25 protein-coding genes are annotated in these 22,782 nt (G+C 62.0%); 12 read left to right on the plus strand and 13 right to left on the minus strand.

The window, feature by feature from the left end:
* From GZ092_RS15135 to flgL, 4 genes are all read left to right on the plus strand, one after another.
* Positions 1–531: methyl-accepting chemotaxis protein (locus GZ092_RS15135; RefSeq protein WP_293637602.1), on the plus strand; the 531-nt coding region annotated here is incomplete at its 5' end.
* Positions 532–622: 91 nt separating this feature from the next.
* Positions 623–1,111: a BLUF domain-containing protein gene (locus GZ092_RS15140; RefSeq protein WP_293637603.1), complete on the plus strand. Its 489-nt coding sequence runs from the start codon at positions 623–625 to the stop codon at positions 1,109–1,111.
* Positions 1,112–1,272: 161 nt separating this feature from the next.
* Entirely contained in the window at positions 1,273–2,931 is a 1,659-nt protein-coding gene (gene flgK, locus GZ092_RS15145; protein WP_293637604.1) for a flagellar hook-associated protein FlgK, read from the plus strand.
* 19 nt (positions 2,932–2,950) lie between these two features.
* Positions 2,951–4,162, plus strand: a complete 1,212-nt coding sequence (gene flgL / locus GZ092_RS15150) for a flagellar hook-associated protein FlgL (protein ID WP_293637605.1) — start codon at positions 2,951–2,953, stop codon at positions 4,160–4,162.
* A gap of 58 nt (positions 4,163–4,220) precedes the next feature.
* Here flgL and fliR read toward each other — a convergent pair whose 3' ends face one another.
* The 13 genes from fliR to fliF all read right to left on the minus strand — a co-directional run bounded on the left by fliR (position 4,221) and on the right by fliF (position 15,453).
* The gene (gene fliR, locus GZ092_RS15155) at positions 4,221–5,015 is read right to left on the minus strand and encodes a flagellar biosynthetic protein FliR (protein WP_293637606.1); all 795 of its coding nucleotides are present in this window, start codon (positions 5,013–5,015) and stop codon (positions 4,221–4,223) included.
* Complete coding sequence (fliQ, locus tag GZ092_RS15160) at positions 5,015–5,284, minus strand: flagellar biosynthesis protein FliQ (protein WP_293637607.1); 270 nt, start codon at positions 5,282–5,284, stop codon at positions 5,015–5,017. Before fliQ ends, fliR begins: the two co-directional genes overlap by 1 nt.
* A 48-nt stretch (positions 5,285–5,332) precedes the next feature.
* Entirely contained in the window at positions 5,333–6,058 is a 726-nt protein-coding gene (gene fliP / locus GZ092_RS15165) for a flagellar type III secretion system pore protein FliP (protein ID WP_293637708.1), read from the minus strand.
* Positions 6,059–6,108: 50 nt separating this feature from the next.
* Positions 6,109–6,582, minus strand: a complete 474-nt coding sequence (gene fliO / locus GZ092_RS15170) for a flagellar biosynthetic protein FliO (protein ID WP_293637608.1) — start codon at positions 6,580–6,582, stop codon at positions 6,109–6,111.
* Positions 6,579–7,010, minus strand: a complete 432-nt coding sequence (fliN, locus tag GZ092_RS15175) for a flagellar motor switch protein FliN (protein ID WP_293637610.1) — start codon at positions 7,008–7,010, stop codon at positions 6,579–6,581. Before fliN ends, fliO begins: the two co-directional genes overlap by 4 nt.
* On the minus strand, positions 7,003–8,016 hold the full coding sequence (gene fliM / locus GZ092_RS15180; protein ID WP_293637612.1) for a flagellar motor switch protein FliM: 1,014 nt from the start codon (positions 8,014–8,016) through the stop codon (positions 7,003–7,005). Before fliM ends, fliN begins: the two co-directional genes overlap by 8 nt.
* A gap of 23 nt (positions 8,017–8,039) precedes the next feature.
* The gene (fliL, locus tag GZ092_RS15185; protein ID WP_293637614.1) at positions 8,040–8,513 is read right to left on the minus strand and encodes a flagellar basal body-associated protein FliL; all 474 of its coding nucleotides are present in this window, start codon (positions 8,511–8,513) and stop codon (positions 8,040–8,042) included.
* Positions 8,514–8,643: 130 nt separating this feature from the next.
* Complete coding sequence (locus GZ092_RS15190) at positions 8,644–10,074, minus strand: flagellar hook-length control protein FliK (protein ID WP_293637616.1); 1,431 nt, start codon at positions 10,072–10,074, stop codon at positions 8,644–8,646.
* Between the two features lie 24 nt (positions 10,075–10,098).
* Complete coding sequence (gene fliJ / locus GZ092_RS15195; protein ID WP_293637618.1) at positions 10,099–10,554, minus strand: flagellar export protein FliJ; 456 nt, start codon at positions 10,552–10,554, stop codon at positions 10,099–10,101.
* 29 nt (positions 10,555–10,583) lie between these two features.
* Positions 10,584–12,002 (minus strand): flagellar protein export ATPase FliI, encoded by a 1,419-nt coding sequence (gene fliI / locus GZ092_RS15200; protein WP_293637620.1) that lies wholly within the window; start codon positions 12,000–12,002, stop codon positions 10,584–10,586.
* The gene (gene fliH, locus GZ092_RS15205; protein WP_293637622.1) at positions 11,999–12,781 is read right to left on the minus strand and encodes a flagellar assembly protein FliH; all 783 of its coding nucleotides are present in this window, start codon (positions 12,779–12,781) and stop codon (positions 11,999–12,001) included. Before fliH ends, fliI begins: the two co-directional genes overlap by 4 nt.
* Positions 12,774–13,766 (minus strand): flagellar motor switch protein FliG, encoded by a 993-nt coding sequence (gene fliG / locus GZ092_RS15210; RefSeq protein WP_293637624.1) that lies wholly within the window; start codon positions 13,764–13,766, stop codon positions 12,774–12,776. Before fliG ends, fliH begins: the two co-directional genes overlap by 8 nt.
* Positions 13,759–15,453: a flagellar basal-body MS-ring/collar protein FliF gene (gene fliF, locus GZ092_RS15215; RefSeq protein WP_293637626.1), complete on the minus strand. Its 1,695-nt coding sequence runs from the start codon at positions 15,451–15,453 to the stop codon at positions 13,759–13,761. Before fliF ends, fliG begins: the two co-directional genes overlap by 8 nt.
* 334 nt (positions 15,454–15,787) lie before the next feature.
* On the opposite strand from fliF, the gene fliE reads away from it, so the two are divergent.
* The 8 genes from fliE to GZ092_RS15255 all read left to right on the plus strand — a co-directional run bounded on the left by fliE (position 15,788) and on the right by GZ092_RS15255 (position 22,753).
* Positions 15,788–16,105, plus strand: a complete 318-nt coding sequence (gene fliE / locus GZ092_RS15220) for a flagellar hook-basal body complex protein FliE (RefSeq protein WP_293637627.1) — start codon at positions 15,788–15,790, stop codon at positions 16,103–16,105.
* A 428-nt stretch (positions 16,106–16,533) separates the two neighbouring features.
* Complete coding sequence (locus GZ092_RS15225; RefSeq protein WP_293637628.1) at positions 16,534–18,180, plus strand: flagellin; 1,647 nt, start codon at positions 16,534–16,536, stop codon at positions 18,178–18,180.
* Positions 18,181–18,495: 315 nt separating this feature from the next.
* Positions 18,496–18,774 (plus strand): flagellar protein FlaG, encoded by a 279-nt coding sequence (locus tag GZ092_RS15230; protein WP_293637629.1) that lies wholly within the window; start codon positions 18,496–18,498, stop codon positions 18,772–18,774.
* A gap of 30 nt (positions 18,775–18,804) precedes the next feature.
* A complete protein-coding gene (gene fliD, locus GZ092_RS15235; RefSeq protein ID WP_293637630.1) occupies positions 18,805–20,277 on the plus strand; it encodes a flagellar filament capping protein FliD in 1,473 nt (490 codons plus the stop codon).
* A gap of 9 nt (positions 20,278–20,286) precedes the next feature.
* Positions 20,287–20,763, plus strand: a complete 477-nt coding sequence (gene fliS / locus GZ092_RS15240; protein ID WP_293637631.1) for a flagellar export chaperone FliS — start codon at positions 20,287–20,289, stop codon at positions 20,761–20,763.
* 3 nt (positions 20,764–20,766) lie between these two features.
* Positions 20,767–21,111: a flagellar protein FliT gene (locus GZ092_RS15245; RefSeq protein ID WP_293637632.1), complete on the plus strand. Its 345-nt coding sequence runs from the start codon at positions 20,767–20,769 to the stop codon at positions 21,109–21,111.
* Between the two features lie 93 nt (positions 21,112–21,204).
* Positions 21,205–22,458, plus strand: coding sequence for a flagellar hook-length control protein FliK (locus tag GZ092_RS15250; RefSeq protein ID WP_293637633.1), 1,254 nt, complete (start codon positions 21,205–21,207; stop codon positions 22,456–22,458).
* The gene (locus GZ092_RS15255; protein ID WP_293637634.1) at positions 22,448–22,753 is read left to right on the plus strand and encodes an EscU/YscU/HrcU family type III secretion system export apparatus switch protein; all 306 of its coding nucleotides are present in this window, start codon (positions 22,448–22,450) and stop codon (positions 22,751–22,753) included. The genes GZ092_RS15250 and GZ092_RS15255 overlap by 11 nt, the downstream gene beginning before the upstream one ends.
* Positions 22,754–22,782 lie beyond the last annotated feature (29 nt).

The raw sequence follows: 22,782 nt of genomic DNA on the forward strand, positions 1-22,782 counted from the left end.
CAAAGAAGCGCTGCAGCGGCCAAGGAGATCAAGACCCTGATTGGCGACTCGGTCGAGAAGGTCGAGGAGGGCAGCCGGCAGGTGGCCGACGCTGGCAAGACGATGGAGGAAATTGTTGACAGCGTGCGCCGGGTGACGGACATCATGGCCGAGATCACGGCGGCCAGCCAGGAGCAGACGCAAGGGATTGAGCAGATCAACCAGGCGATCACGCAGATGGACCAGGTGACGCAGCAAAACGCTGCGCTGGTGGAGGAAGCGGCAGCGGCGGCCGCTTCGCTGCAGGAGCAGGCCGGCGGGCTCAGCCAGGTGGTCAGCGTGTTCCGGCTGGGCAGCCAAGACACGCAACTTGCTTCGTCAAGCCGTCATTCCCCGGTGCGGCCTGCGACAGCCAGGCGAGATGTTCCGCACAAGCAGCCGCCTGCGGCCAAGCGCGGCATTGCCGCGCCAGCGCCAAAGGGCAACAAGACTCCGTCGCCCACCCCTCAACTGGTTGCAGCGAGTGCCGCCGGGCAGTGGGAGGAGTTTTGAACCCTACATGCCGCAAGGACACAGAAAAAATCCAGGCTTTTCACGCCTGCAGGCAGCCTTGTCTGCCGCAAGGTGGGCCGGCTGGTAATTCATGTGCGCTCTGGTGCAGCCAACAGCACAAGAACGCAGCGCATTTAGTGTCATCAAGGTAAACGCCATGTTGCTTCGCATTATTTATGTCAGTCGGGCCAGCTCTTCACTTCCGCTTGAGCTTAAAGATATCCTTGCCTCGTCCCGGAAAAACAACCGCGCATTGCGTGTCACCGGGGCCATGGGCTTTCTTGACGGACTCTATCTGCAGTATCTTGAGGGCGATGCAAGCGTCGTCACCACCCTGTACAAGCGAATCGAAGAAGATCCCCGCCACTCCGAACCTAAGATTCTGGAAAGCAAGGCGATTTCCGAGCGTGCCTTTCCCGGCTGGTCAATGGGCTTGCTCACCTGGAACGATGAAACCAAAAAGGTTTTTCAAAAATTCAACCTTTCTGGCTCACTTGATCTTTATGACGCAGACGCCGCAACAATTGATTCGCTGGTTCGAAGCTTGGCTGCCAGCGCCAACTGGATGGCCTTGTCTTGATGCGCTTCGCGACTGCATCGCCTGGCTTGCTCGTACGGAAATCAAAAGTTACAAAATTCGCCCGTCCCACGCTCAAGTTTTTCTGACGGCTTGTCGTTAATCACTATGAAGACCCTCAAAAGCCTTTGGGGTACAGGTCGTTGCTTCAGGAAATCAGGTTTATGTCAAACAGCATGTTTTATACCGGGCTTAGCGGCCTGAATGCCGCGCAGGCGGCATTGGTGACGACAGGTCACAACACCGCCAACGTCAATACTCCGGGCTACAGCCGCCAGACTGCACAGATTTCCGCGAGTGGCGGCTCGAACATCCCCGGTGTGGGTTTTTTCGGAAACGGCGCCAAGGTCACTGACGTCAGCCGCAGTTACGACCAGTACCTCACGTCGCAGCTCAACCAGGCCCAGTCAACGAACCAGTCGCTGACCACCTATGGCGCGCAGATCAGCCAGATCGACAACCTGCTGGCCAACCAGACGGCCGGTCTGGCGCCGCAGATGCAGACGCTGTTCACCCATGTGCAGGCGGTGGCCAACACCCCGGCCGACCCATCGGCGCGGCAGCAGCTGATCGGCTCCAGCCAGGCGCTGGCCAACCAGTTCCGCACCATGGACCAGTACCTGACGGGCCTGAACGCGAGTGTGAACGGCCAGGTGTCGGGCATGGCCGACCAGATCAACACCTACGCCGGGCAGATCGCCAGCCTGAACAAGCAGGTGGCCATGTTCGGCAACGCCTCGGGAATGCAAGCCCCGAATGACCTTCTGGACCAGCGTGAGCAGCTGGTCAGCGACCTGAGCAAACTGGTCGGAACCAAGGTGGTGGTGCAGGACGGCGGCCAGTTCAACGTTTTCATCGGCAACGGGCAAACGCTGGTGCTGGGCGGCAAGGCCACGATGCTGGCCGCTGTCAACTCCGCCAGTGATCCGAACCGCACCACCCTGGCGGCCATAAACCCTGCCGGCAAGGCCGTGCAGCTGCAGGAGGGCATGATCACCGGCGGCGCGCTGGGAGGCTTGCTGCAGTTTCGCAGCGAAACGCTGACAGCTGCGCAAAATTCCCTTGGCCGCATTGCTATTTCGTTGTCCGAGACGTTCAATACCCAGCAACGGGCAGGGTTTGACCTGAATGGCGCGTCGGGCAAGAATTTCTTTTCGCAAGCCAGCCCTGCCGTTCTATCCAACGCAACGAACAGCCAGGCCGCGCCGGTCGGTGCCCTGACGGCAAGCTTTGCCAACATCGGCAAGCTGACCACCAGCGATTACCGGGTCGATGCCACCGGACCCTCGGCCTACACGGTGACGCGCCTGTCGGACAACGCCCCGGTGACGGCTGATTCCACGGGTGCGTATGACGGCCTGACACTGAACTTCAGCGGCGGCGTTGCCGGCGACTCTTTCCTGCTCCAGCCCACGCGCGCGGGTGCCCGCGATCTTGCTGTGGTGTTGATCGATCCGGCCGAGGTGGCCGCTGCCGGTTCGCCGTTCACCAGCACGACCGGCGGCGTGTCCGACGGCAGCAATGCCTTGCTGCTGGGCGCGCTGCAGAACAAGAAAACCATGGCCGGCGGCACCGCCAGCTTCAACGATGCCTATGCGCAACTGGTCAGCACGGTGGGCAACAAGGCGCGGCAGGTGCAGATCTCGAACACTGCCCAGTCCAGCCTGACGCTTCAGATCCGCACTGCCCAGCAGTCGGTGTCGGGCGTCAACCAGGATGAAGAAACCGCCAATCTGCTGATGTTCCAGCAGATGTACCAGGCCAATGCCAAGGTGATCCAGACCGCATCGACCATGTTCGATGCCGTGCTGGGCATCCGCTAAACGCACCCCAGGAGCCCCCATGCGCATCAGCACCCAGACTTTTTACGAGCAAAGCCGCACCAGCATGGGTTCGCAGCAGAGCAGCCTGCTGCGCGTGCAGCAGCAGCTTGGCGCGGGAACCAGGATACTGGCTCCTTCGGACGATCCGCTGGGCGCCACCCGCGCGCTGGCCGTTTCCCAGTCTATCTCGCTCACGGCGCAGTATTCGGCCAGCCGCAACCATGCGGTGCAAACCTTGTCGCTGGAAGAAAATACCCTGCAAAGCGTCACCACCCTGCTACAAAACGTCAAGAGCAGCCTGATCGAAGCCGGCAACGGCACCATGACCGACGCCGACCGCGCCACCATTGCCACCACGCTGCAAAGCAACTTGGACCAGTTGCAGGGACTGGCCAATACCGACGACGGCAACGGCCAGTTTTTGTTCGCCGGCTTCAGGAGCGGCAGCGCACCCTTTGTGCGCCAGGCCGACGGCAGTATCCAGTACAACGGCGACCAGGGCCAGCGCCAGGTGCAGGTCGATGCGTCGCGGCAGATGGCCGGAACGGACGACGGCCGCAGTATTTTCCAGTCGGTGCAGTCAGGCGCGGGCTATGTGGCGTCGGCGCCCACCAGCAACACCGGCAGCGGCGTTTTCAGCGCGACCTCGGTGGTCAACCCGAAGGACGTGAATTACGGCAAGGATTTCATCATCAGCTTTCCAACCACCGGCAGCTATCGCGTGGACACCGTGTCGGTGCCGCCAACCCCGCTGGTCGCTGCCACGCCTTTCACACCGGGCAGCGCCATCGCGTTTGGCGGGCTGCAGATCAGCATCAGCGGTACGCCCGCTGCGGGCGACCAGGTAAATGTGGTCACTGCAAAAAATGCCGGTTCGGACGTCTTTGCTGCCATCGGCGATGCGATCAAGGCACTCAAAACGCCAGTGGATGGTCCGGAAAACCAGGCGCTGGTGCTCAACGCCCTGAGCACCGCGAACCGCAAGCTCACCAACGCCCACGACAACGTGCTGACGGTGCGCTCCTCGGTCGGCTCGCGCCTGCAGGAACTGGACTCGCTGGCGGTCAACGCAGACAACCGCACGCTGTATGACAAAAGCTATCTGTCGGACCTGCAGGACCTGGACTACAGCAGCGCCATCGCCGAGTTCTACCAGCGCCAGACAGCCTTGCAGGCCAGCCAGCAGACTTTTGTCAAGATCCAGCAGATTTCGCTGTTCAACTATTTGTAAACGGGTCGGTCTGGTTATGCTATTAAAAAAATAGCTGCTTGTGACCGCCAGATATGCGCTAGGGCCTTAAACCCTGCAAAATTTCCAGCATAGAGGTGAAGCTGGCGGCAAACCGCGGTTCCAGGAAGGGCGCAAGGTATTGCATCAGCAACTGCAGCATGGCAATGCCTGCCAGCAGCGTGATGGGAAAGCCCACGGCAAAAATGCTGAACTGGGGTGACACGCGGTTCAGGATACCCATGGCCAGGTTCAGGGTCAGCAGCGTGGCAATCAGCGGCAGCGCCAGAATGAGTCCGCCCAGAAATACCTGGCCGCCCGCCGACACCAGCAGGAACCAGCCGCTGGCCGCCAGCGGCGCATCGGCAATCGGCAGTATTTGAAAGCTTTCGGCCAGCGTGGCGATCAGCACCAGGTGGCCATCAACCGCCAGGAATACCAGCATGGCCATGACGTTCAAAAACCGCGCCAGCACCATTGTGTTGCCGCCACTGGTCGGGTCAAAGAAGGACGCAAAGGACAGACCCATCTGCAGGCCGGTGTATTCGCCGGCGGCCTGCACCATGGCAAACACCAGCTTCATGGAAAAGCCCATGGCCGCGCCGATCAGGACTTGCTGCACCACGATCCACAGGCCCGCCGCCGAGACCAGCGGCACCTGCGGCAGCGGGCCCAGCGTGGGCGCGATGGCGATGGCCATCAGGCCGGCCACGCTGACCTTGATCGTGCGCGAAACCGCCTTTTCGCTGAACAGCGGCGCAGTGCCGACCAGCGACAGCATGCGAACGAAAGGCCAGAAAAACGCCACCAGCCAGACGTTCAGCTGGTCCGCCGTAACGGAAAAGACCGGCGGCATCAGCCCACCAATTGCGGAATCGAGGAAAACAAAGTGCGGATGTAGTCCAGCACCAGCCCGAGCATCCAGGGGCCGGCGATCACGGCAGTGGCAAACACCGCCAGCAGCTTGGGAATGAAGGACAGCGTCGCTTCATTGATCTGCGTGGCGGCCTGGAACAGGCTGACGAGCAGGCCGGTCACCAGCGCCACCAGCAGCATCGGCGCGGCCAGCAGCAGGGCCAGCTTCATGGCTTCATAGCCCATGCTCATGACGAACTCGGGGGTCATTTCAATTCATTCCTGCGCTGAAAACGTGAACATGTAAAAACCAACGGATCACAGGTAAAAGCTTTGCGCCAGCGCGCCGATCAGCAACTGCCAGCCGTCCACCAGCACGAACAGCATCAACTTGAAAGGCAGCGAAATGGTGGCAGGCGGAACCATCATCATTCCCATGGACATCAGCACGCTCGCCACCACCAGGTCGACAATCAGGAAGGGAATGAAGATGGTGAAGCCGATCTGGAAAGCCGTCTTCAACTCGCTGATCACATAGGCCGGCAGCAGGATGCGCAGGGGAACCTGCTCCGGCCCGTCCATGCTGTCAATCTTGGCCAGTTTGGCGAACAGCGCCAGGTCGGCTTCGCGGGTCTGCTTGAGCATGAACTGCTTGAACGGCTCGACGCCACGCTCCAGCGCCTTTTCGGCACTCAGGGTGTTTTCCGAAAACGGCTTGTAGGCGTCTGTGTAGACCTTGTCGAACACTGGCGACATGACAAAGAACGTCAGGAACAGCGACAGGCCGACCAAAATCTGGTTGGGCGGCGACGACTGCGTTCCAATGGCGGTACGCAGCAGGCCCAGGACAATCAGGATTCGCGTGAAGCTGGTCATCGACAGCAGCAGCGCCGGCAAAAACGACAGCGACGTGATCAGCACCAGCATCTGCACACTGAGCGACCAGGTCTGCACCCCGCCCGGCCCGGTCGTGCTGGTGATGCCCGGCAGGCCCTGGGCCGATGCCAGGCAAGGCAGCAGCAAGCCCGTCGCCACGGCGAGCATGATGCGCAGCAGGGCCGGACGAACCGGCAGGCGCAGGCAATCCAGCATCTTCAACCTGCCCTGGACTTCGTCAGTCTGGCCATCGAATCGACCAGTTTTTGCGAAAACGCGCCCGTGCCGGCAAAAGCGGCCAGGGACGGCTCCGGTGCTTCGGGCAGCTTGCCGGCCGGCATGGTGTGCAGCGCACTGACCTGGCCGCCGGCAACGCCCAGCACCAGCCACGCGTCGCCGATTTCCACCACCACCACGCGTTCACGCTGGCCGACCATGGTGCTGGACACCACCTTGAGCAGCTTGCCCTTGCCCGAAGGCTGCAGGCCAAAGCGCCTGGCCATCCAGGCAAACAGAAAGATCAACCCGATCACCACGGCCAGGCCCAGTCCGGCCTGCAGCAGCCCGGCCGCCGCGAACGAGCGCACCGGCTCGGTGGCCGGGCTTGCCACGGTGGGCAGCACTGCATGGGCCGTGTGCCACGACAGGGCCGTCAATGCAGCCGCCGCCTGCACCAGCACCCGCGCTTTCATCGGCTCAGTTTCTGGATGCGCTCGGATGGCGTGATGATGTCTGTCAGGCGGATGCCGAACTTCTCGTTCACCACCACCACTTCGCCCTGGGCAATCAGGTAGCCGTTGATGAAGATGTCCATCGGCTCGCCGGCCAGGCCGTCAAGCTCGACAACCGACCCCTGCGAGAGCTGGAGCAGGCTCTTGATGGTGATGCGCGCGCGGCCCAGTTCGGCCGTCAACTGCACCGGCACATCAAGCACCCGGTCCATGTCGCCCTGGCCGGCGTCCGGCCCGGCCTGGCCCTGCAGCGGCTGGAACACCCGGCCGGCGGCCGGCAAGGCAGGTGCTGCCGCTGGCGGCTGGGACGCAGATGCCTGTTCGGCCATGGCACTGCCCCAGTCGTCCATCGCGTCGTCCACCGGGTCGGACTTCTCGAGATCACTCATGTTCGTTTGCCTTGCTTGAATCTAGGTGTTGGTGTTTGATCATTTTCTGGACCCTGAGTGCATAGCGGCCGTTGGACATTCCATAGCTGCATTCCATGACAGGCACGCCATTGATCCGCGCCAGCACCGTTTCCGGAATATCGACCGGCAGCACATCGCCCACTTTGAGCTTGAGCAGCTGGCCGATGCTCGACTGCACGGTCAGGAACTGGGCCTTGAGTTCGACATCGGCGCTTTGAACCTGCTGCGCCAGCTGCTTGACCCAGCGCTTGTCGACCTCGATCTCGTCCTGCAGGGGATTCGACAGCAGGCTTCTGATGGGCTCGATCATCGAATATGGAATGCAGACATTGAGCGAGCCGCCCACGGGGCCGAACTCGATATGAAAAGTGGTGTTGACGACCAGCTCGTTGGGCGTGACGATATTGGCCAGCCGGGCATGCATTTCGGAACGCACATAATCGAAGTCGAGCGGATAGACCGGCTGCCAGGCGTTGCCGTAGCTCTCCAGGCTCAGGTCGAGCAGGCGCTTGATGATGCGCTGCTCGGTCGGTGTGAAGTCCCGGCCCTCGACCCGGACGTGGTAGCGGCCGTCGCTGCCGAACAGGTTGTCCACCACCAGGAACACCAGCTTCGGGTCGAACACGAACAGCGCCGTGCCACGCAGCGGCTTCATCTGGATCAGGTTGATGTTGGCGGGAACCGGCAGGTTGCGGATGAAGTCGCCGTACTTCTGGATCTGTATCGCGCCGACTGAAATATCGGCATTGCGGCGCATGTAGGTCAGCAGTGCGCCGCGCAGATGCCTGGCAAAACGCTCGTTGATGACTTCCAGCGTGTGCATCCGGCTGCGCACAACGCGCTCGTCGGTGCCGAAGCGGTAGGCCGGCGGCCCGGACGCCACGCCAGCGGCCGCAGGGGATGCATCAGGCGTATCGCTATCGCCCGTAACACCCTGGAGCAAGGCATCGACCTCGTCCTGCGACAGCTGCTGTTCATAAGCCATGGAAAAATTTCATTCGGGTGGCTTCACTGCAGCATGAAGGTGGTGAACATCACGCTGGCGATTTTTTGCTGCGGCGTGTTCGGGCCGAAAGGCTGGCCCAGCGACTGCATGATTTCACCGCTCAGGCGGGTTTTGTCCTCGGGCGTCGCCAGGGACTCGGCTTCGCGGTTGGACAGCGTGCTCAGCACCCGGCTGCGCACTTCAGGCAGGTACTGGGTCATTTGCGCCTGCGATGCCGCATCGGCCATTTTCAGTGTCACGGCGACATGCAGAAAACGGTTTCTGCCGCCGGGCTGCAGATTCACGGTGAAGGGCTCCAGCGGAAAAAAGATCGGCGCTTCGGCATTGACTTCCTCATGGGCTGGCGCGGATTTGCCCTTCATGAAAAAGTAGCCGCCGCCTCCCACGCCTGCCAGTGCCAACGCCAGCGAACCAATGATGAGGATTTTCCGTTTGCTTTTGACGGGAGGTGCGGTTTCTTCTTTGCTGGTAGCCATGAGGGGTGTGCCTTGGGTGGAAAGGCTATTGTTGGCCAGAAGGGCTTGCCCTCATGGCTTGATAAAAAGGGGTAAAGCGCTTCAACTCAGGCGTTTGCATCGCGCCGGGAATTCATCCCTTCAGGCCGGCTCAGGCGTAGGTGTCAATACGCAGTCCCTGGCCGGTGCGGCGCTGCAACGCAGCCGGCGGGGCCGAGAAAAGCAGCGCGGCCTTGTCGGCTTCGCGGCCACGGTAGCTTGCGCGCGAGGAACCGCCGGAATCGCCCTGGTTGTTGGAAAATGCTGTCTGCGGCTGGCTTTCGGCGCCGACCGAGGTCTGGCCCAGGCTGATGCCGCTCTCGGCCAGCAGCGCCCGAAGCTGCGGCAAGGCCGCTTCCACGGCCACCCGAACCGACGAATGCGCCGAGACAAAGGCCGCCTGCATCTGCTGGTCGTTCATGCTCAGCGTGACCTTGAGGGGTCCCAGCCCGGGTGGATTGAGCTGGAGTTCTGCCACCTGCCGGTCGGCCGCGCTCAGGTGGATGATCTGGTGACCCAGCGCCTTGCCCCATTCGATGCTGCCCACGTCGGGTGTCAGCAGTGCCGACGCCACGGGCGCTGGCGCGTTCGGCGTGGCCAGGCTGCCGGGCTGCTGCAGCGCAGCACCTGAAGGCGGCGTCAGTGGGCCCGTGCCTGCAAAGGACGTGATGTCTGCTACTTCTGGCGTCAGTTCGGTATGTCCATCCAGCGCCGGGGCCGCGCGGTTCAGGCCATTACCGCCTTGTCCGGACGACGGGTCCGACAGGCCTGCGCTGGCGGCATCGGCCTGCGCCGTCACCGCGTGTGGATCTGCAGACGTGGGCATGCCGACAGGGGCTGCCGTCGCCCGGGTTTGGGCCGGCGCCAGGTCAGCGCCTTTTGGGATGATGGCGGCAAGGCCGCCTGACGCCGCTGACGCTGCTGCCAGCAGCTTGCTCAGGCCGTCATCGACAGATATTCCAGGGTTTTCTATCTGGCCAGAGGCTTCAGCACCGCCCGTCAGCGCGGTGGCGGCAAGCCTGCTTTCCTGCAGAACCGCCAACTGCACCGCCATTGGGTTGACGCTGTCTTGCGCAGACGCTTTTTCAGCATCGACAAGAGGTTGCAGAAACTTGGGCGGTACAGACCTGATAGCGGTTTCCTCAGCTATTTCCTGACCCGCTTCGTGCCTTAAACCAGCATCTTCAGGTATTCCAGGGTTTTCAATCGGGCCAGCGGCTGCGGCGCCGCCCTTCATCGAGGTAGCGGCGAGTCTGCTCTCCAGGGGAACCGCCATCAGCCCTGACATCAGGTTGACGCTGTCCTGCGCAGGCGCTTTTTCTTCGTCGGCCAGACGCCGCACGGTCTTGGGCGGACCGGGCCTGACAGGCGGTTCAACCGCCTTTTCTTGACGGGCTTCGCGCGAGCGGGCCATGGCTTCGCCAAAGCTGCCCGGTTGGCCGGAGTCCTGATCGCCGGATCGTGCTAGCGCCCGGCAGCCCGGGCTGCCAGGGCTGGCTGGCGGCGCCGGCACGGCGGCTTGCGGTGACAGTATGAAAGTCATGACGGGCTCCGTGAACAGAATGAATTAGTCGGTCAATGCTGTGGAACGCAGGAAAAACTGCCTGGCGGAGCGTTCGTCGCTTTCGCGTTGTTCCTTCTTGTTGGCCACGCCGAGTTCGAACTGGCGAACCCGGTCCGCCAGCGTGCCAAACGAGCTCAGGCGGCGCTTGCTGCTTTGCCAGTCGGTGCGTCCCTGTCCCAGGCGAGTGTCGGCCTGCAGCGTCAGCGCGCGCTGCTGCTCGATGGCACCGTCGAGCGTGCATATGAAGTTCTGGAAATTGCGCACCTGCGACGCTGCCAAGCCGCCCTGCATCTGCCCGTTGAACTGCTCCAGGTATTCCTGCCGGTACTGCACCAGCATCTCCAGCTTGGCACTGGCGCTGGTCTGGGCGTTTTGCAGCTGGCCCAGCCGGCGCGTGGCCTCGTCAGTCCTGGTCTGGGCCAGTTCGATGAGCGTGGCAAGCGGTAGTTTTTCAGACATGGTGTGCTTTGGGCGGAGGTTGAAGAGGGCTAGCGGGCATTGAAAATTGCATGCAGCTGGCTGACGGAAGTGGCGTAATCGGCGCGCTCGTCCATCGTCTGCTGCAAAAAGGCTTCGATCTTTGGGTACAGCGCAATCGCTTTGTCCAGTTGCGCGTCGTGGCCGGGCGCGTAGGCACCCACGCTGATCAGATCGCGGTTGCGCTGGTAGCGCGACAGCATCTGCTTGACGCTGCGTACCGACTCGAACTGCGACGGTTCGATAAGCGCCGTCATGGCCCGGCTGATCGACGCCTCGATGTCGATGGCGGGGTAGTGGCCCGATTCGGCCAGGCTGCGCGACAGCACCACGTGGCCGTCCAGGATGGCGCGGGCCGAGTCGGCAATCGGGTCCTGCTGGTCGTCCCCTTCGGTCAGCACGGTGTAGAACGCGGTGATCGAGCCGCCATGGCCTTCGGCATTGATCTCGCCGTTGCCGGCACGCTCGACCAGCGCCGGCAGCTTGGCAAACACCGACGGCGGGTAGCCTTTGGTGGCTGGAGGCTCTCCGACTGCCAGCGCAATCTCGCGCTGGGCCATGGCATAGCGGGTGAGCGAATCCATGATCAGCAGCACACTTTTGCCCCGGTCGCGGAAATACTCGGCCAGGCAGGTGGCATAGGCCGCACCCTGCAGCCGCAGCAGGGGAGAGGTGTCGGCCGGCGCTGCCACCAGCACGGCCCTGGCCATGCCTTCCTTGCCCAGCGTGTTGTCGATGAAATCCTTCACCTCGCGGCCACGCTCGCCGATCAGCCCGACGACGATCACGTCGGCGCTGGTGTAGCGGGCCATCATGCCCAGCAGCACGCTCTTGCCCACTCCCGAGCCGGCAAACAGGCCCATGCGCTGGCCGCGCCCGACGGTCAGCATGGCGTTGATGGCGCGAACGCCGACGTCCAGCACGTCCTTGATCGGCGCGCGGGTCAGCGGATTGACCGGCGCGCGCGACAGCGGCACTTCCTGGTCCACATCAAGCGGGCCCAGGCCATCGAGCGGCCGGCCGGAGGCATCGACCACACGGCCCAGCATGCCGTCGCCTACCGGCAGTCGCTTGGTGCGCGGACCGGCGTTGCCGCCGCCGACCGGCGACTCCGGCGCATAAACGCGCGCACCCGGCAGCAGGCCGTCGACCACGCTCAGCGGCATCAGCAAGATACGGTCGCCGGCAAAGCCGACCACCTCGGCTTCGGCAGTTTTTTCCGGGTAGCCGGGCGGCAGCTCGATCAGGCAGTCGCTGCCCACCGGCAGGCGCAAGCCTACCGCTTCAAGCACCAGGCCCACCGCGCGCGTCAGCCGCCCGTAGGTGCGTACCGGCACCGTCAGGCCGACCGCCACCCGCGCCTCGCCCAGCGCCGACTGCCATGCGGACAGGTGTGGATTGGCGTCGGCAGTCACGGGTTGTACCGTCATGCTGGCTCGGCACTTTCGGGCACCGCCAGGTGTTCGGGGGGAGGGTGGCGCACCAGCGCTGCGCTGACCCGCTCCCAGCGCGCCTGCACGGTTGCGTCGCGCTCGCCGCTGTGGGCCATGACGCGGCAGCCGCCGCGTGCGATTTGTGCATCGGTGCGCACGCGCCAGCCGGCGGCCTTCAGGTCGTCGGTCAGCAATTCCTTCACCAGTGCCGCATCGTCGGGATGCAGCAGCAGTTGCGGCGTACCCGACAGGCTGGGCTCGGCCTGCAGCAGCTCATGCACCACGGCCAAAATGGCCTGCGGCTCGGCGGCCAGCGCCTGGCCCAGCACCTGCCGCGCAATGTCGAGCGCCAGCGCCAGCAGGTCATCGGCCACGCTGCTCTGGGCCAGCTGCAGGGCGGCGGGCAGGGTCTGCGCCAGGGCCTGAAGTTGCGCGGCCTGCGCCTGGACGGCTGCCAGTCCGGCGGCATGGCCTTCGGCCAGCCCTTGCGCATGGCCTTGCTTGCGGCCTTCGGCTTCGCCGGTCTGGCGGGCCTGAAGCCGCAACGCGGCCAGTTCGGCCTCGTCGATCTGCAGCGTCGGCACCAGCGAAGCCGGTTCCGGTGCCGGCGTGTTCAGGACGCTGGCGGGCAAAACGTTTTTTTGTGTGAACGACGCCATTTCCCAGCGCTCCCAGGCGGTTTGCGATGGCTTGCCGTCCAGCGCCTGCGGTGCCATTGACGCTTGCGGCAAGAACTTGCCGGCATCGAATCCGTGAAGTCGGGTGTTGCTAGACATACGCGTCGTTGCCTTGGCCGCCCAGCACCAGCTCGCCCGAATCGGCCAGGCGGCGCACGATCTGCAAAATGCTCTTTTGCTCGGCCTCGACCTGCGAGACCCGCACCGGGCCGCGCATTTCGATGTCTTCGCGCAGCATGTCCGCTGCCCGGGTGGACATGTTCTTGAGGAACTTGTCGCGCATTTCCTGAGGTGATCCCTTGAGCGCAATGATCAGCGACTCCGACTCGATTTCCTTGAGCAGGAGCTGGATGCCGCGATCCTCGATCAGCAGCAGCTTTTCGAACAGGAACATCTCGTCAATGATCTTCTGCGCCAGCTGTTCGTCGTGCGAGCGAAGGTGCTTGATCACGCTTTCTTCCTGCGTGCTGTTGATCAGGTTGACGATTTCCGCCGCGGCCCGCACGCCGCCCAGTCGGCTGCGCTTGGTGCCTTCGCCCGACAGCATGGTGTTGAGCACATCAGTCAGTTCCTTGAGCGCCGCCGGCTGAACGCCGCCGAAGGTGGCAATGCGCATGACCGCATCGTCGCGCACCCGCTCCGGCAGTTTTTCCAGCACAGCGGCGGCCTTGTCGCGGTCCATGTGCACCAGCAGCGTGGCAATGATCTGCGGATGTTCGTCATGGATCAGCTCGACCACCTCGCCCGACTCCAGGTGGTTCAGGCGGTCGATACCGGTGGCCGTCTCGCTTGGCTCGAAGATGCTTTCGAGCAGGGTCGCCGCGCGGTTGTTGCCCAGCGCCTTGTTCAGCACCGTTTTCAGGTAGCTGCCGGAGTTGATGTGAATCGCCGAGTACTGCTCGGTCTCGACCCTGAACTCTTCCAGGATGGCATTGGCTTCCTCGCGCTTGACCTGCGTCAGCTTGGCCATGGCTTCACCCAGAAGCTGGATTTCAGACTGCGACATGTGCTGCAGCACGCTGCCGGCGCCTTCTTCGCCCAGCGACATCAGCAAGATGGCGCTTTTCCTCAAGTGCTTATTCATCTTTTTCCGCCATCCATTGCTTGATCAGCATGGCCACGACCTGCGGGTTTTTCACCGAGGTAGCGTGCGCGTACTGAATGTTTTCGGCATTGCGCAGCTCGCGCCGCTCCTTGGCCTCGGCCTGGCGGCTTGCTGCGGTCTGTGCCTGCGACGGCGCCTGTTCCAGGCTGCCCGGAGCCGGCAGCGCTTGTGCCTCTTCTTCTGCCTCCAGCAGGACTGGCGGGGCCAGGTGCTTGCGCAGCAAGGGCCGAAACACGGCAAACCAGGCAAACAGCGCCAGCATGCCAATCAGCAGATATTGGCCGCCGGTCTTGGCCATCTCGATGTTCTCGGGCTGCTTCCATAGCGGCAGTTCAACCGCTTCGGCAACGTCGGAGACAAACGCGCTGTTGACCACGTTCACCGAGTCGCCCCGGTCAGCGCTGAAGCCCATGGCTTCCTTGACCAGGTTGTTGACCTGTTCCAGTTCGGTGGCCGTCAAGGCCTTGGCCATGCGCTTGCCCTGCGCATCGACGCTGCCCCGGTAATTCACCACCACCGCCACCGACAGCCGCTTGATGCCACCGGCGCCTTGCTGGACATGCCGGATCGAGCGGTCCAGCTCGTAGTTGGTGGTGCCGTCCTTGCGCGTGGTACCCGGCGGGGCTGCTGCCGTTGCAGTTGCCTGACCAGCAGCAGCAGCAGCCGGCTGGGCGATGGGCGCCACCGGATTGACCGGCGGCTGGTTGCTCAGCGCACCCGGAACGCCGCCGGGCGGGTTGCTGCCGGTCTGGATGGAATCGCTCGACTGCTGGCTTCGAATCGCCGCGCTGCCAGGTGTCTGGTTGGGGCGGTATTTCTCGTCGGTGTTCTCGACCACCGAAAAATCGATCTCTGCCGCCACCTGCGCATGCACGTTGGCAGTGCCCATGAGCGGCTGCAAAATGGCTTCGATGCGCCGGATGTAACCCTGCTCGATTTCCTGCGCGTATTTCAGCTGGCTCACGTCCAGGCCACGCGTGCCCGAATTGGCCGCCGACAGCAGGTTGCCCGCCTGGTCTACCACCGTGATGCTCTTGTCTGAAAGCTCGGGCACGCTGCTGGAAATCAGGTGGACGATGGCGCTGACCTGGCCCTCGTCGATGCTGCGCCCCCTGTGAAGCGACAACACCACCGACGCGCTGGGCTTTTTCTGGTCGCGCACGAACAGCGACGGCTTGGGCAGCGCCAGGTGAACCCGTGCCGACTCGACTGCCGAAATGGAGTTGATTGAGCGCGCCAGTTCGCCTTCGAGCGCCCGCTGGTAGTTGATCTGCTCGGCAAACTGGCTGGTGCCGAATTTCTGGTTGTCCATCAGCTCGAAGCCGACCGTGCCGCCCTTGGGCAGGCCTTCGGCGGCCAGGCGCAAACGCGCTTCAGCCACCTTGCCTTTTTCCACCAGCAGGGCGCCGCCGCCTTCGGCAAACTTGTACGGAACGTTCATCTTCTGCAGCGAGGCAATGATGGCGCCGCCGTCGCGGTCCGACAGGTTGCTGTACAGCACGCCATAGTCGGGCTGGCGGCTCCACATCCACATCGCGGCAATCACCGCCACGGCGAAAGCCGCGCCAATCATCAGCGGCAGGCGCGGGTTGGCGCGCAGTTGCTGCAGGAAAGGCAGAGCGCCAGGCGCTGCCTGCGCGCCAGTTGTTGCAGCAAGGGTGCTCATGCGTTACCGGTCCAGCGCAGCGTTGCGCGGCTCAACAGCACGGGCGGCAAGCAGGCCGGTGGAGTGCAGGCAGGACGTTTGGCGCGGCAGGACGAGGGGTGGCATACGACGGGAGGTAAAGAAGCGAAGCGGTAAAGCGGTAAAGGGGCTGACCCGTGCATTGCGGCCAGGTCACCCCGGCCTTGTTGGACAATTGTCAGAGTGCAGGCCCGCGCTTGATCGGCTGAATAGCCGGGGCTTTTGGCATCTTTTGGCACGATGCGGCCGCAGGGGGCGCTGGTACGCTTCAGCCTATCCTCACCCATGGGCTCGTTTTCAGTCTGCCCCACACACCATGTCCATTTCGTCCATTGAATCCGTCCTGCAGCAAATGCGCGCCCTGGCCCCGTCGATGGGCTCCGCACCGGCATCCAGTGGCGAAGCGGCGGCCGGCGGTTTTGCCGGCGAACTGCAAAAGTCGCTGGCACGCATCAGCAGTGCGCAGGAAGGCGCTTACGGCCAGGCCGAGGCGTTTGAAATGGGCAAGCCCGGCGTGGCGCTGAACGACGTCATGGTCGACATGCAAAAAGCCAACATCGCCTTCCAGACCGGTCTGCAGGTGCGCAACAAGGTGGTTGCCGCCTACCAGGAAGTCATGAACATGTCAGCTTGAGGCGGATTGTTCTGTTATTCATAGCTGCTTGCGCTTGCCCGGCAAGCGCTTCAGCCGTATTTAATATAAATTTAAAGCCGCTGGGCTGGAAAAAACCACTTGGGCCGTGCACGGAAGGTAGCCAGGCGTCATGACCCCGCAATGCACCAGGTCACCCTGTAGATGCTATTTTATTAATAGCTGCTAAGGCTTGCCAAAAAAGCGATGCAAGCCTTTTCTATCAAAAAATCAGGAATTTTTTTACCGCTGTTTTATTGAAAGATGGCTGTTTTTGAAAAACAGGCAAATTATTTGTCTGCAGGCCTAAAGGTTTTCCGGGCACTGGCCGATAACTCAAATAACGGTGGCTTGCAACCTGTTCTAGCAAACAAGGCCAACGTGACGGCAAGTTAGCCGGAGTCCATAAACTTTGTATTCAGGAGCCTTTCATGTCTTCAGTTATCAACACCAACTCGCTCTCGTTGCTCACACAGAACAACCTCACCAAGTCGCAGGCTTCACTGAACACTGCGATTCAGCGTTTGTCTTCCGGCATGCGCATCAACAGTGCCAAAGACGATGCTGCCGGCCAGGCCATTGCCAACCGTTTCACCGCCAACATCAAGGGACTGAGCCAGGCCCAGCGCAATGCCAACGACGGCATCTCGCTGGCGCAAACCACTGAAGGCGCGTTGAACGAAGTCAACACCAACCTGCAGCGTATCCGCGAGCTGACTGTGCAATCGGCCAACGGTTCGAACTCTGCTGACGACAAGGCTTCGATTCAAGCTGAAATTACCCAGCGACTGTCTGAAATTGACCGTACTTCCGCACAAACCGATTTCAACGGCGTTAAGGTGTTGTCATCCAGCGCCAAGGAATTGAGCGTGCAAGTCGGTGCAAATGACGGCGAAACCATCAAGATTGGTCTGTCGGAAATTAGCTCGAAAACACTGGGCTTGACCGGCTTCAACGTGGATGGCACGGGCCCGGCCAACAAAGCCGCAGGCGAATCGGATCTTCTGGTTGCAGGCTGGGCCAAGGGCGCTACAACGAGTGGCAACACTGTTTTCACGAAAGCTACTGTCGCTGCTACGGCAAACGATGTGCTTGGCAAGATGCAGGATAAGGGTACGGTCGTCGTCGGTACGTCCACTTACACCTACGCCGCTGCATCGAAGAGCTACACGCTGGCTGAAACGGGTCGTACCGGCACCGCCCTGACGGATTCGCTCAAGGCGCCGGCTGGACAGAGCCTATCCGCCACCGTGACTCTCGGCGGCGCGTCGACCAACATCAAGATCGACAGCAGCGGCGGCATTACTGCCGCCGACGGCTCCGCGTTGTTTGTCGATACTTCCGATGGCAACCTGACAGCGACCAAGAACGGTACCACCGTTGCTGCAAGCGTTACGTCACTGACCACCCAGATGGGTACCGTCGCCGACACGATCAAGATCAACAACACCGGCACCGTGTTCACGGCCACCGCTGTTGCAGGCACGATGAGCGTCACTAACGAGCCAGTGGCCGCTTCGACGGTCAATGCTTTGGTTAACACGTTCGCGGCTCCCGCGACGATTGACATCGACGGCGCTGGTGGTGCTACTGCTGCCTACGGTGTGGCCGCCACGGGCGCTGTTACGGTCGGTGCTGCCGCGCAATTCGTCGACATCAGCGGTGCAATCTCGGCCGGCACCAATGAAACGATCACGATGCACGAAAACGGCATCGTTACCGACAGCAAGGCGAACACCGTTTTTGCGGATGCAACCAGCGTTGGCAAGCTGACGACCAAAGCAGTCAGCAACGCCACGGCAACTGTTGATCCTCTGAAGGCACTGGATGCAGCTCTGTCACAAGTAGACAAACTGCGCGGCTCACTCGGTGCGGTACAAAACCGTTTTGACTCGGTCATCTCCAATCTCGGCTCGACCATCACCAACCTGTCTTCTTCACGCTCACGCATTGAAGATGCAGACTACGCGACTGAAGTTTCGAACATGACGCGCGCACAGATTCTGCAGCAAGCTGGTACGTCAGTGCTGGCCAAGGCCAACCAGTCGACCCAGGGCGTGATGTCGCTGCTGCAATAAGTAAGCGGATTCGTCGAGGGAAAGCCCTTGACGAGTTAAATCAAGCGGCGGCCTGCGGGCTGCCACTTGCAAAAAAAGTCAGGCAATCAGGCAACACCTGATTGCGCTGCCCAGTCCCGCTTGAAAAGGTTTCAGGCGCGAGCGGCTAGCGCTTTTGACGAAAGAATGAATATGTCGATTTCAACGGGTTCGATTGGCGCAAGCGCTGGTTTGCAGCACAGTCAAAAAACAGCTCAGCTGGCCATTGGCGGCCAGAGCGCGCAAGTCGTGGCCTCTAATTCACCGGCTGCCCTTGCGAAGGCTGACCTTTCCGGCGTGCCCGTTGTGAAACCTGCAGTGGATGCAAAGGATGGCGACGTTGCCAAACCCAATGCCACGCAGGTGCAGCAATCGCTGGACGACATCAACAAGGTACTGGCCGGCTTTTCAATCAGCGTGCAGTTCAAGGTTGACCCAGATTACAAGGAATTCATCGTCAAGGTGGTGGACCAGGACACCGGCAAGCTGATCCGCCAGATTCCGACCGAGGATGTGGTGAAGATGTCCAAGGCGATGGACAACCTGAAAGGGCTGTTGTTTGCCCAGTCGGTGTGATTTTTCAGAACAGAAAAAACAGGATTGACCATGGCTTCAGTTTCTTCTCTCGGCATTGGCTCCGGCCTTGATTTGAATACCTTGCTGACGGGCTTGAAGACCGCCGAGCAAGTACCGCTGGCGGCGATTCAGAAGCAGCAAACCAGCTACACCACCAAGCTGACCGCCTATGGCCAGCTCAACGGTGCCTTGAGCGGGCTGCAGTCTGCAGCGGCGGCACTGGCCAAGCCGGAATTGTTTCAGGGCATCAAGGCCAATTCGACCGCCACCGATGTGCTGACGGCGACAGCGCTGCCAGCGGCGGTGAGCGGCAGCTACGCGGTGAACGTGACGCAGTTGTCGCAAGCGCAGTCGCTGGCAACCACGGGACAAGCCGATGCCAGCACCAACATTGGCGATGGCACGACAGCCATCCGTGTGCAGTTTGAATTTGGCAAGACGGTGGGTGCGGTGTTCACCAAGGATGCGGATGCCTCGCGTACGCAATCGCTAGACATTGACCCCGCGCACAGCTCGCTGTCGGACATTGCCAAGGCCATCAATGCAAAAACTACGCTGGGGGTGACCGCTTCCATCGTCAATGACGGCAGCGCCACACCGTTCCGTCTGGTGCTGACCTCGACAAAAACCGGCGAAGCTTCCAGCATGCGCATCACGGTTGCCGGAGACCAGGTTGACCCTGGTAATACGGGTGGGGCTCGTCTTCCGGATGCCAAGATTGCTGGTTTGCTGACGAACGACCCGGCGGCCGCAAAAACCTTGCAGCAAACTGTAGCCGCCCAAAACACAAAACTGACCGTGAACGGCATTGACATCACCAGCGCCACCAATAGCGTGCCCGGTGCAGTTGCGGATGTGACCATGACAGTGAGCAAGGTCGGCACCAGCACCCTTACGGTGCAAAAAGACACCGACAGCGCAGGAGATGCGATCGCCACATTTGTCAATGCTTTCAACAGCCTGCAGAGCGTTGCCAAAAGGTTGACCGCCTTTGATGCTGCCAGCAAGTCAGGCGCCGTTTTGCTGGGCGACTCGACCTTGCGCAATATTCAGGTGGGCATCCGTTCGGCGCTGACTTCGGCGCAAACAGACGATGGCAGCGGCCTTACGATGCTGTCGCAGGTTGGCGTGTCGTTTCAAAAAGACGGCACCCTGGCACTGGATTCGACCAAGCTGAAGGCTGCACTTGACGGCAACATTAGCGGTGTGACCCATCTGTTTTCAGGCGCGGCCAGCGGTTACGGTACCAAGATTGCCGCGCTGATTACCAGCTATACCGACACCACAGGCGGCGTGCTGACAGCGGCCACCAAGGGCATCAATGCAACGCTGGACATGCTGGGAAAGCAGTACACGGCGACCTCTGCCCGAGTGGAGTCCACGGTGGCGCGTTACAAAGCCCAGTTCACGGCGCTTGACGTGATGATGAGTCGCATGAACCAGACCAGCAACTACCTGACGCAGCAGTTCGATGCGTTGAACAACAGCGACAACAAAAAGTAAGGCTCTCCCATGTACACACGCAACGCCATCAGCAGCGCCGGCGCCCGGAGCTATGCCCAGGTCGGCCTTCAGTCGGGGGTCATGAGCGCGTCGCCGCACCAGCTGATCACTTTGCTGTTCGATGGCGCCAAGACCGCCATCGCCATGGCCCGCCACCACATGGCGCACAAGGAAATCGCCGCCAAAGGCAAGGCAATTTCCAAGGCGATCAACATCATCGATAACGGGCTGAAGGCCAGCCTGGATGCAGAAGCGGGCGGCAAGGCCGGGGCCGAACTGGTCGCCAACCTGTCAGCGCTGTACGACTACATCAACCAGCGCCTGATGCAGGCCAACCTGCGCAACGACCCGGCGCTGCTGGACGAGGCCGAACGGCTGCTGGAAAACATCGGTTCGGCCTGGCGCGAGATCGATCCGCAAAAATCACACTCGATGCCCGAAGCGTCGAATGACCATGCCACCCCACGTTTTTCTGCAGGAGCCTGATCCATGAGTTCTCAAAGTGAAGTGATGCATTGCTACGAACAGATTGCGCTGTTGGCGGAACAGATGCTGTCGCTGGCGCGCACCTGTCAGTGGGGCGAGTTGCCGGCGCATGAAACGATGTACAGCGGCATGGTGGACCGGCTCAAAGAGATCGAAGCGCTCGAATCGCTGCATGAAGAGCAGGTGGCGCGCAAGTATCTGCTGCTCAGCCGTATCGCGTCGCACCAAGCGGAAATCTCCAGCCTGGTCATGCCCCAGCTGCGGCAGCTGGGTGAAATGGTCCGGAATCTTGAGCAGCAGGAAAGCCTTCAGAAAGCCTACGGCCCGCATTCCGACATACGATTGTGATTCCATTTTCACCAGTCATGTCCTTGCCTGGCCTTGGCCGTTAACGCACTGTCAGCCGTTTTGCGCCTGATCCTGCCCTGAAATGGAAACCCGATGAGCGGCCTGACGCCTCTGGTTGACACGCTGCTGGCCACCCGGCTGGCCCAGCGGGTGGATTTGGTGCCGCTCAAGCCCGAAGTGCAGCTTGCCGGCCCGGGACCGGTCACGCAGGTCGAGGAAGTGATCAACGACGTCCGACTGCCGTCGCGTGCGGCCGTGGAGCAGCAACTGGGCGTGGGACCGCTGAAAAGCGGCCTGCGTGGCCATGGCGACATAAGCGCGCGGCCCGACCAGGCGGTGACACTGAGTGCTGCGGCGCGCGCGGTCAGCGCCATCCTGGACGGACACACCGGCGCAGCAGCGCGGGTCATCGGCAGCGGCCCGCTGTTGCCGTCGTCGCAACTGCCGCCGTCTCCGGTGATTGCCGAAACGCTGGCTCGCACTGTCAGCCGTTCTGGCCTGTTCTATGAATCGCACTTGGCGCAGTTCGCTGCCGGCGCGCGCTCGCTGGCCGAATTGGCGCAGGAGCCGCAGTCCCGCATGGAGGGAATCCTTAAGGCCGCGACGGTCCAGGCGGACTTGCCAGAGGGGGCTGGCCCGGATGGCGAACGGGCCGTGGCCCCGTTAAACAGCCGCGCCGCCCAGCCTGTCATGACGCAGGCCGACGAGGCAGCACCGGGCGGGAGTAACAAGCCGGGTGTCGCCGTTCCCCCGCCGCCGGCTAACGACCCGGAATCAGCCCGGCTTGCACCAGGCCTTGAGGCGGCCCATGCACACAAGAGTGCCTACGCGTCCATGCAAGAGGCTGATGGGTCAACGCCTGCGGCAAAAAGCCACGACGACAGCGCGACGCATGCGGCACGCGGAACCACGCCTGCACTGGCGGGAATTCACCAGGATGCGGTGGCCCTGGTGCGCCAGCAACTCGAACTGTTGGCACAGCCCGTATTTCGCTGGAGCGGCGAAGCCTGGCCCGCCGTGTCCATGGATTGGGAAATCCGGGAAGATGAACGCCAGGCCGCAATCGGCGACGAGGCCATGCCCCGCAGCTGGAGCACCCGGCTGGCCTTGACCCTTCCGACACTCAGGAACATTGAAGTGCGGATCAGCCTGACCGGCGATGCCCTGCAGGTTCGCCTGGCTGCCAGCGAAGACGTCACCCAGGACCGGCTTCGTGAAGCCCGCGCCGAACTGCCGGAACGCCTGAGTGCTCTGGGGCTCGAACTGACGAGCCTGCAGATTGGCTCCCTTGCCGAACCTACCGAACCTGCCGACGCAAACACGCCGAAAGCCGACGATGGAGACTAGCCCTGCAGGTGACGATCCGGCCGCCCGCGACATGGCCGGTCGGCCCAGCGCCATCGCGCTTTCTTATGCCAACAAGAACCGGGCGCCGCTGGTGGTGGCCAAAGGCTATGGCGCCGTGGCCGATTCCATCGTCAAGCGGGCGCGCGAAAGCGGTTTGTACGTGCATGAATCGCCGGAACTGGTCAAGTTGCTGATGCAAGTCAGCCTGGACGACGAAATCCCGCCGCAGTTGTACCTGGTCGTCGCCGAAGTGCTGGCCTGGCTTTACCGGCTCGAACCTGACCATTCCGCCTGAATTTCATCAAATTTTCAGATGCACTTGCA

Origin of the sequence: Polaromonas sp., from assembly GCF_010365105.1 — a bacterium.
Classification (GTDB): domain Bacteria; phylum Pseudomonadota; class Gammaproteobacteria; order Burkholderiales; family Burkholderiaceae_C; genus Polaromonas.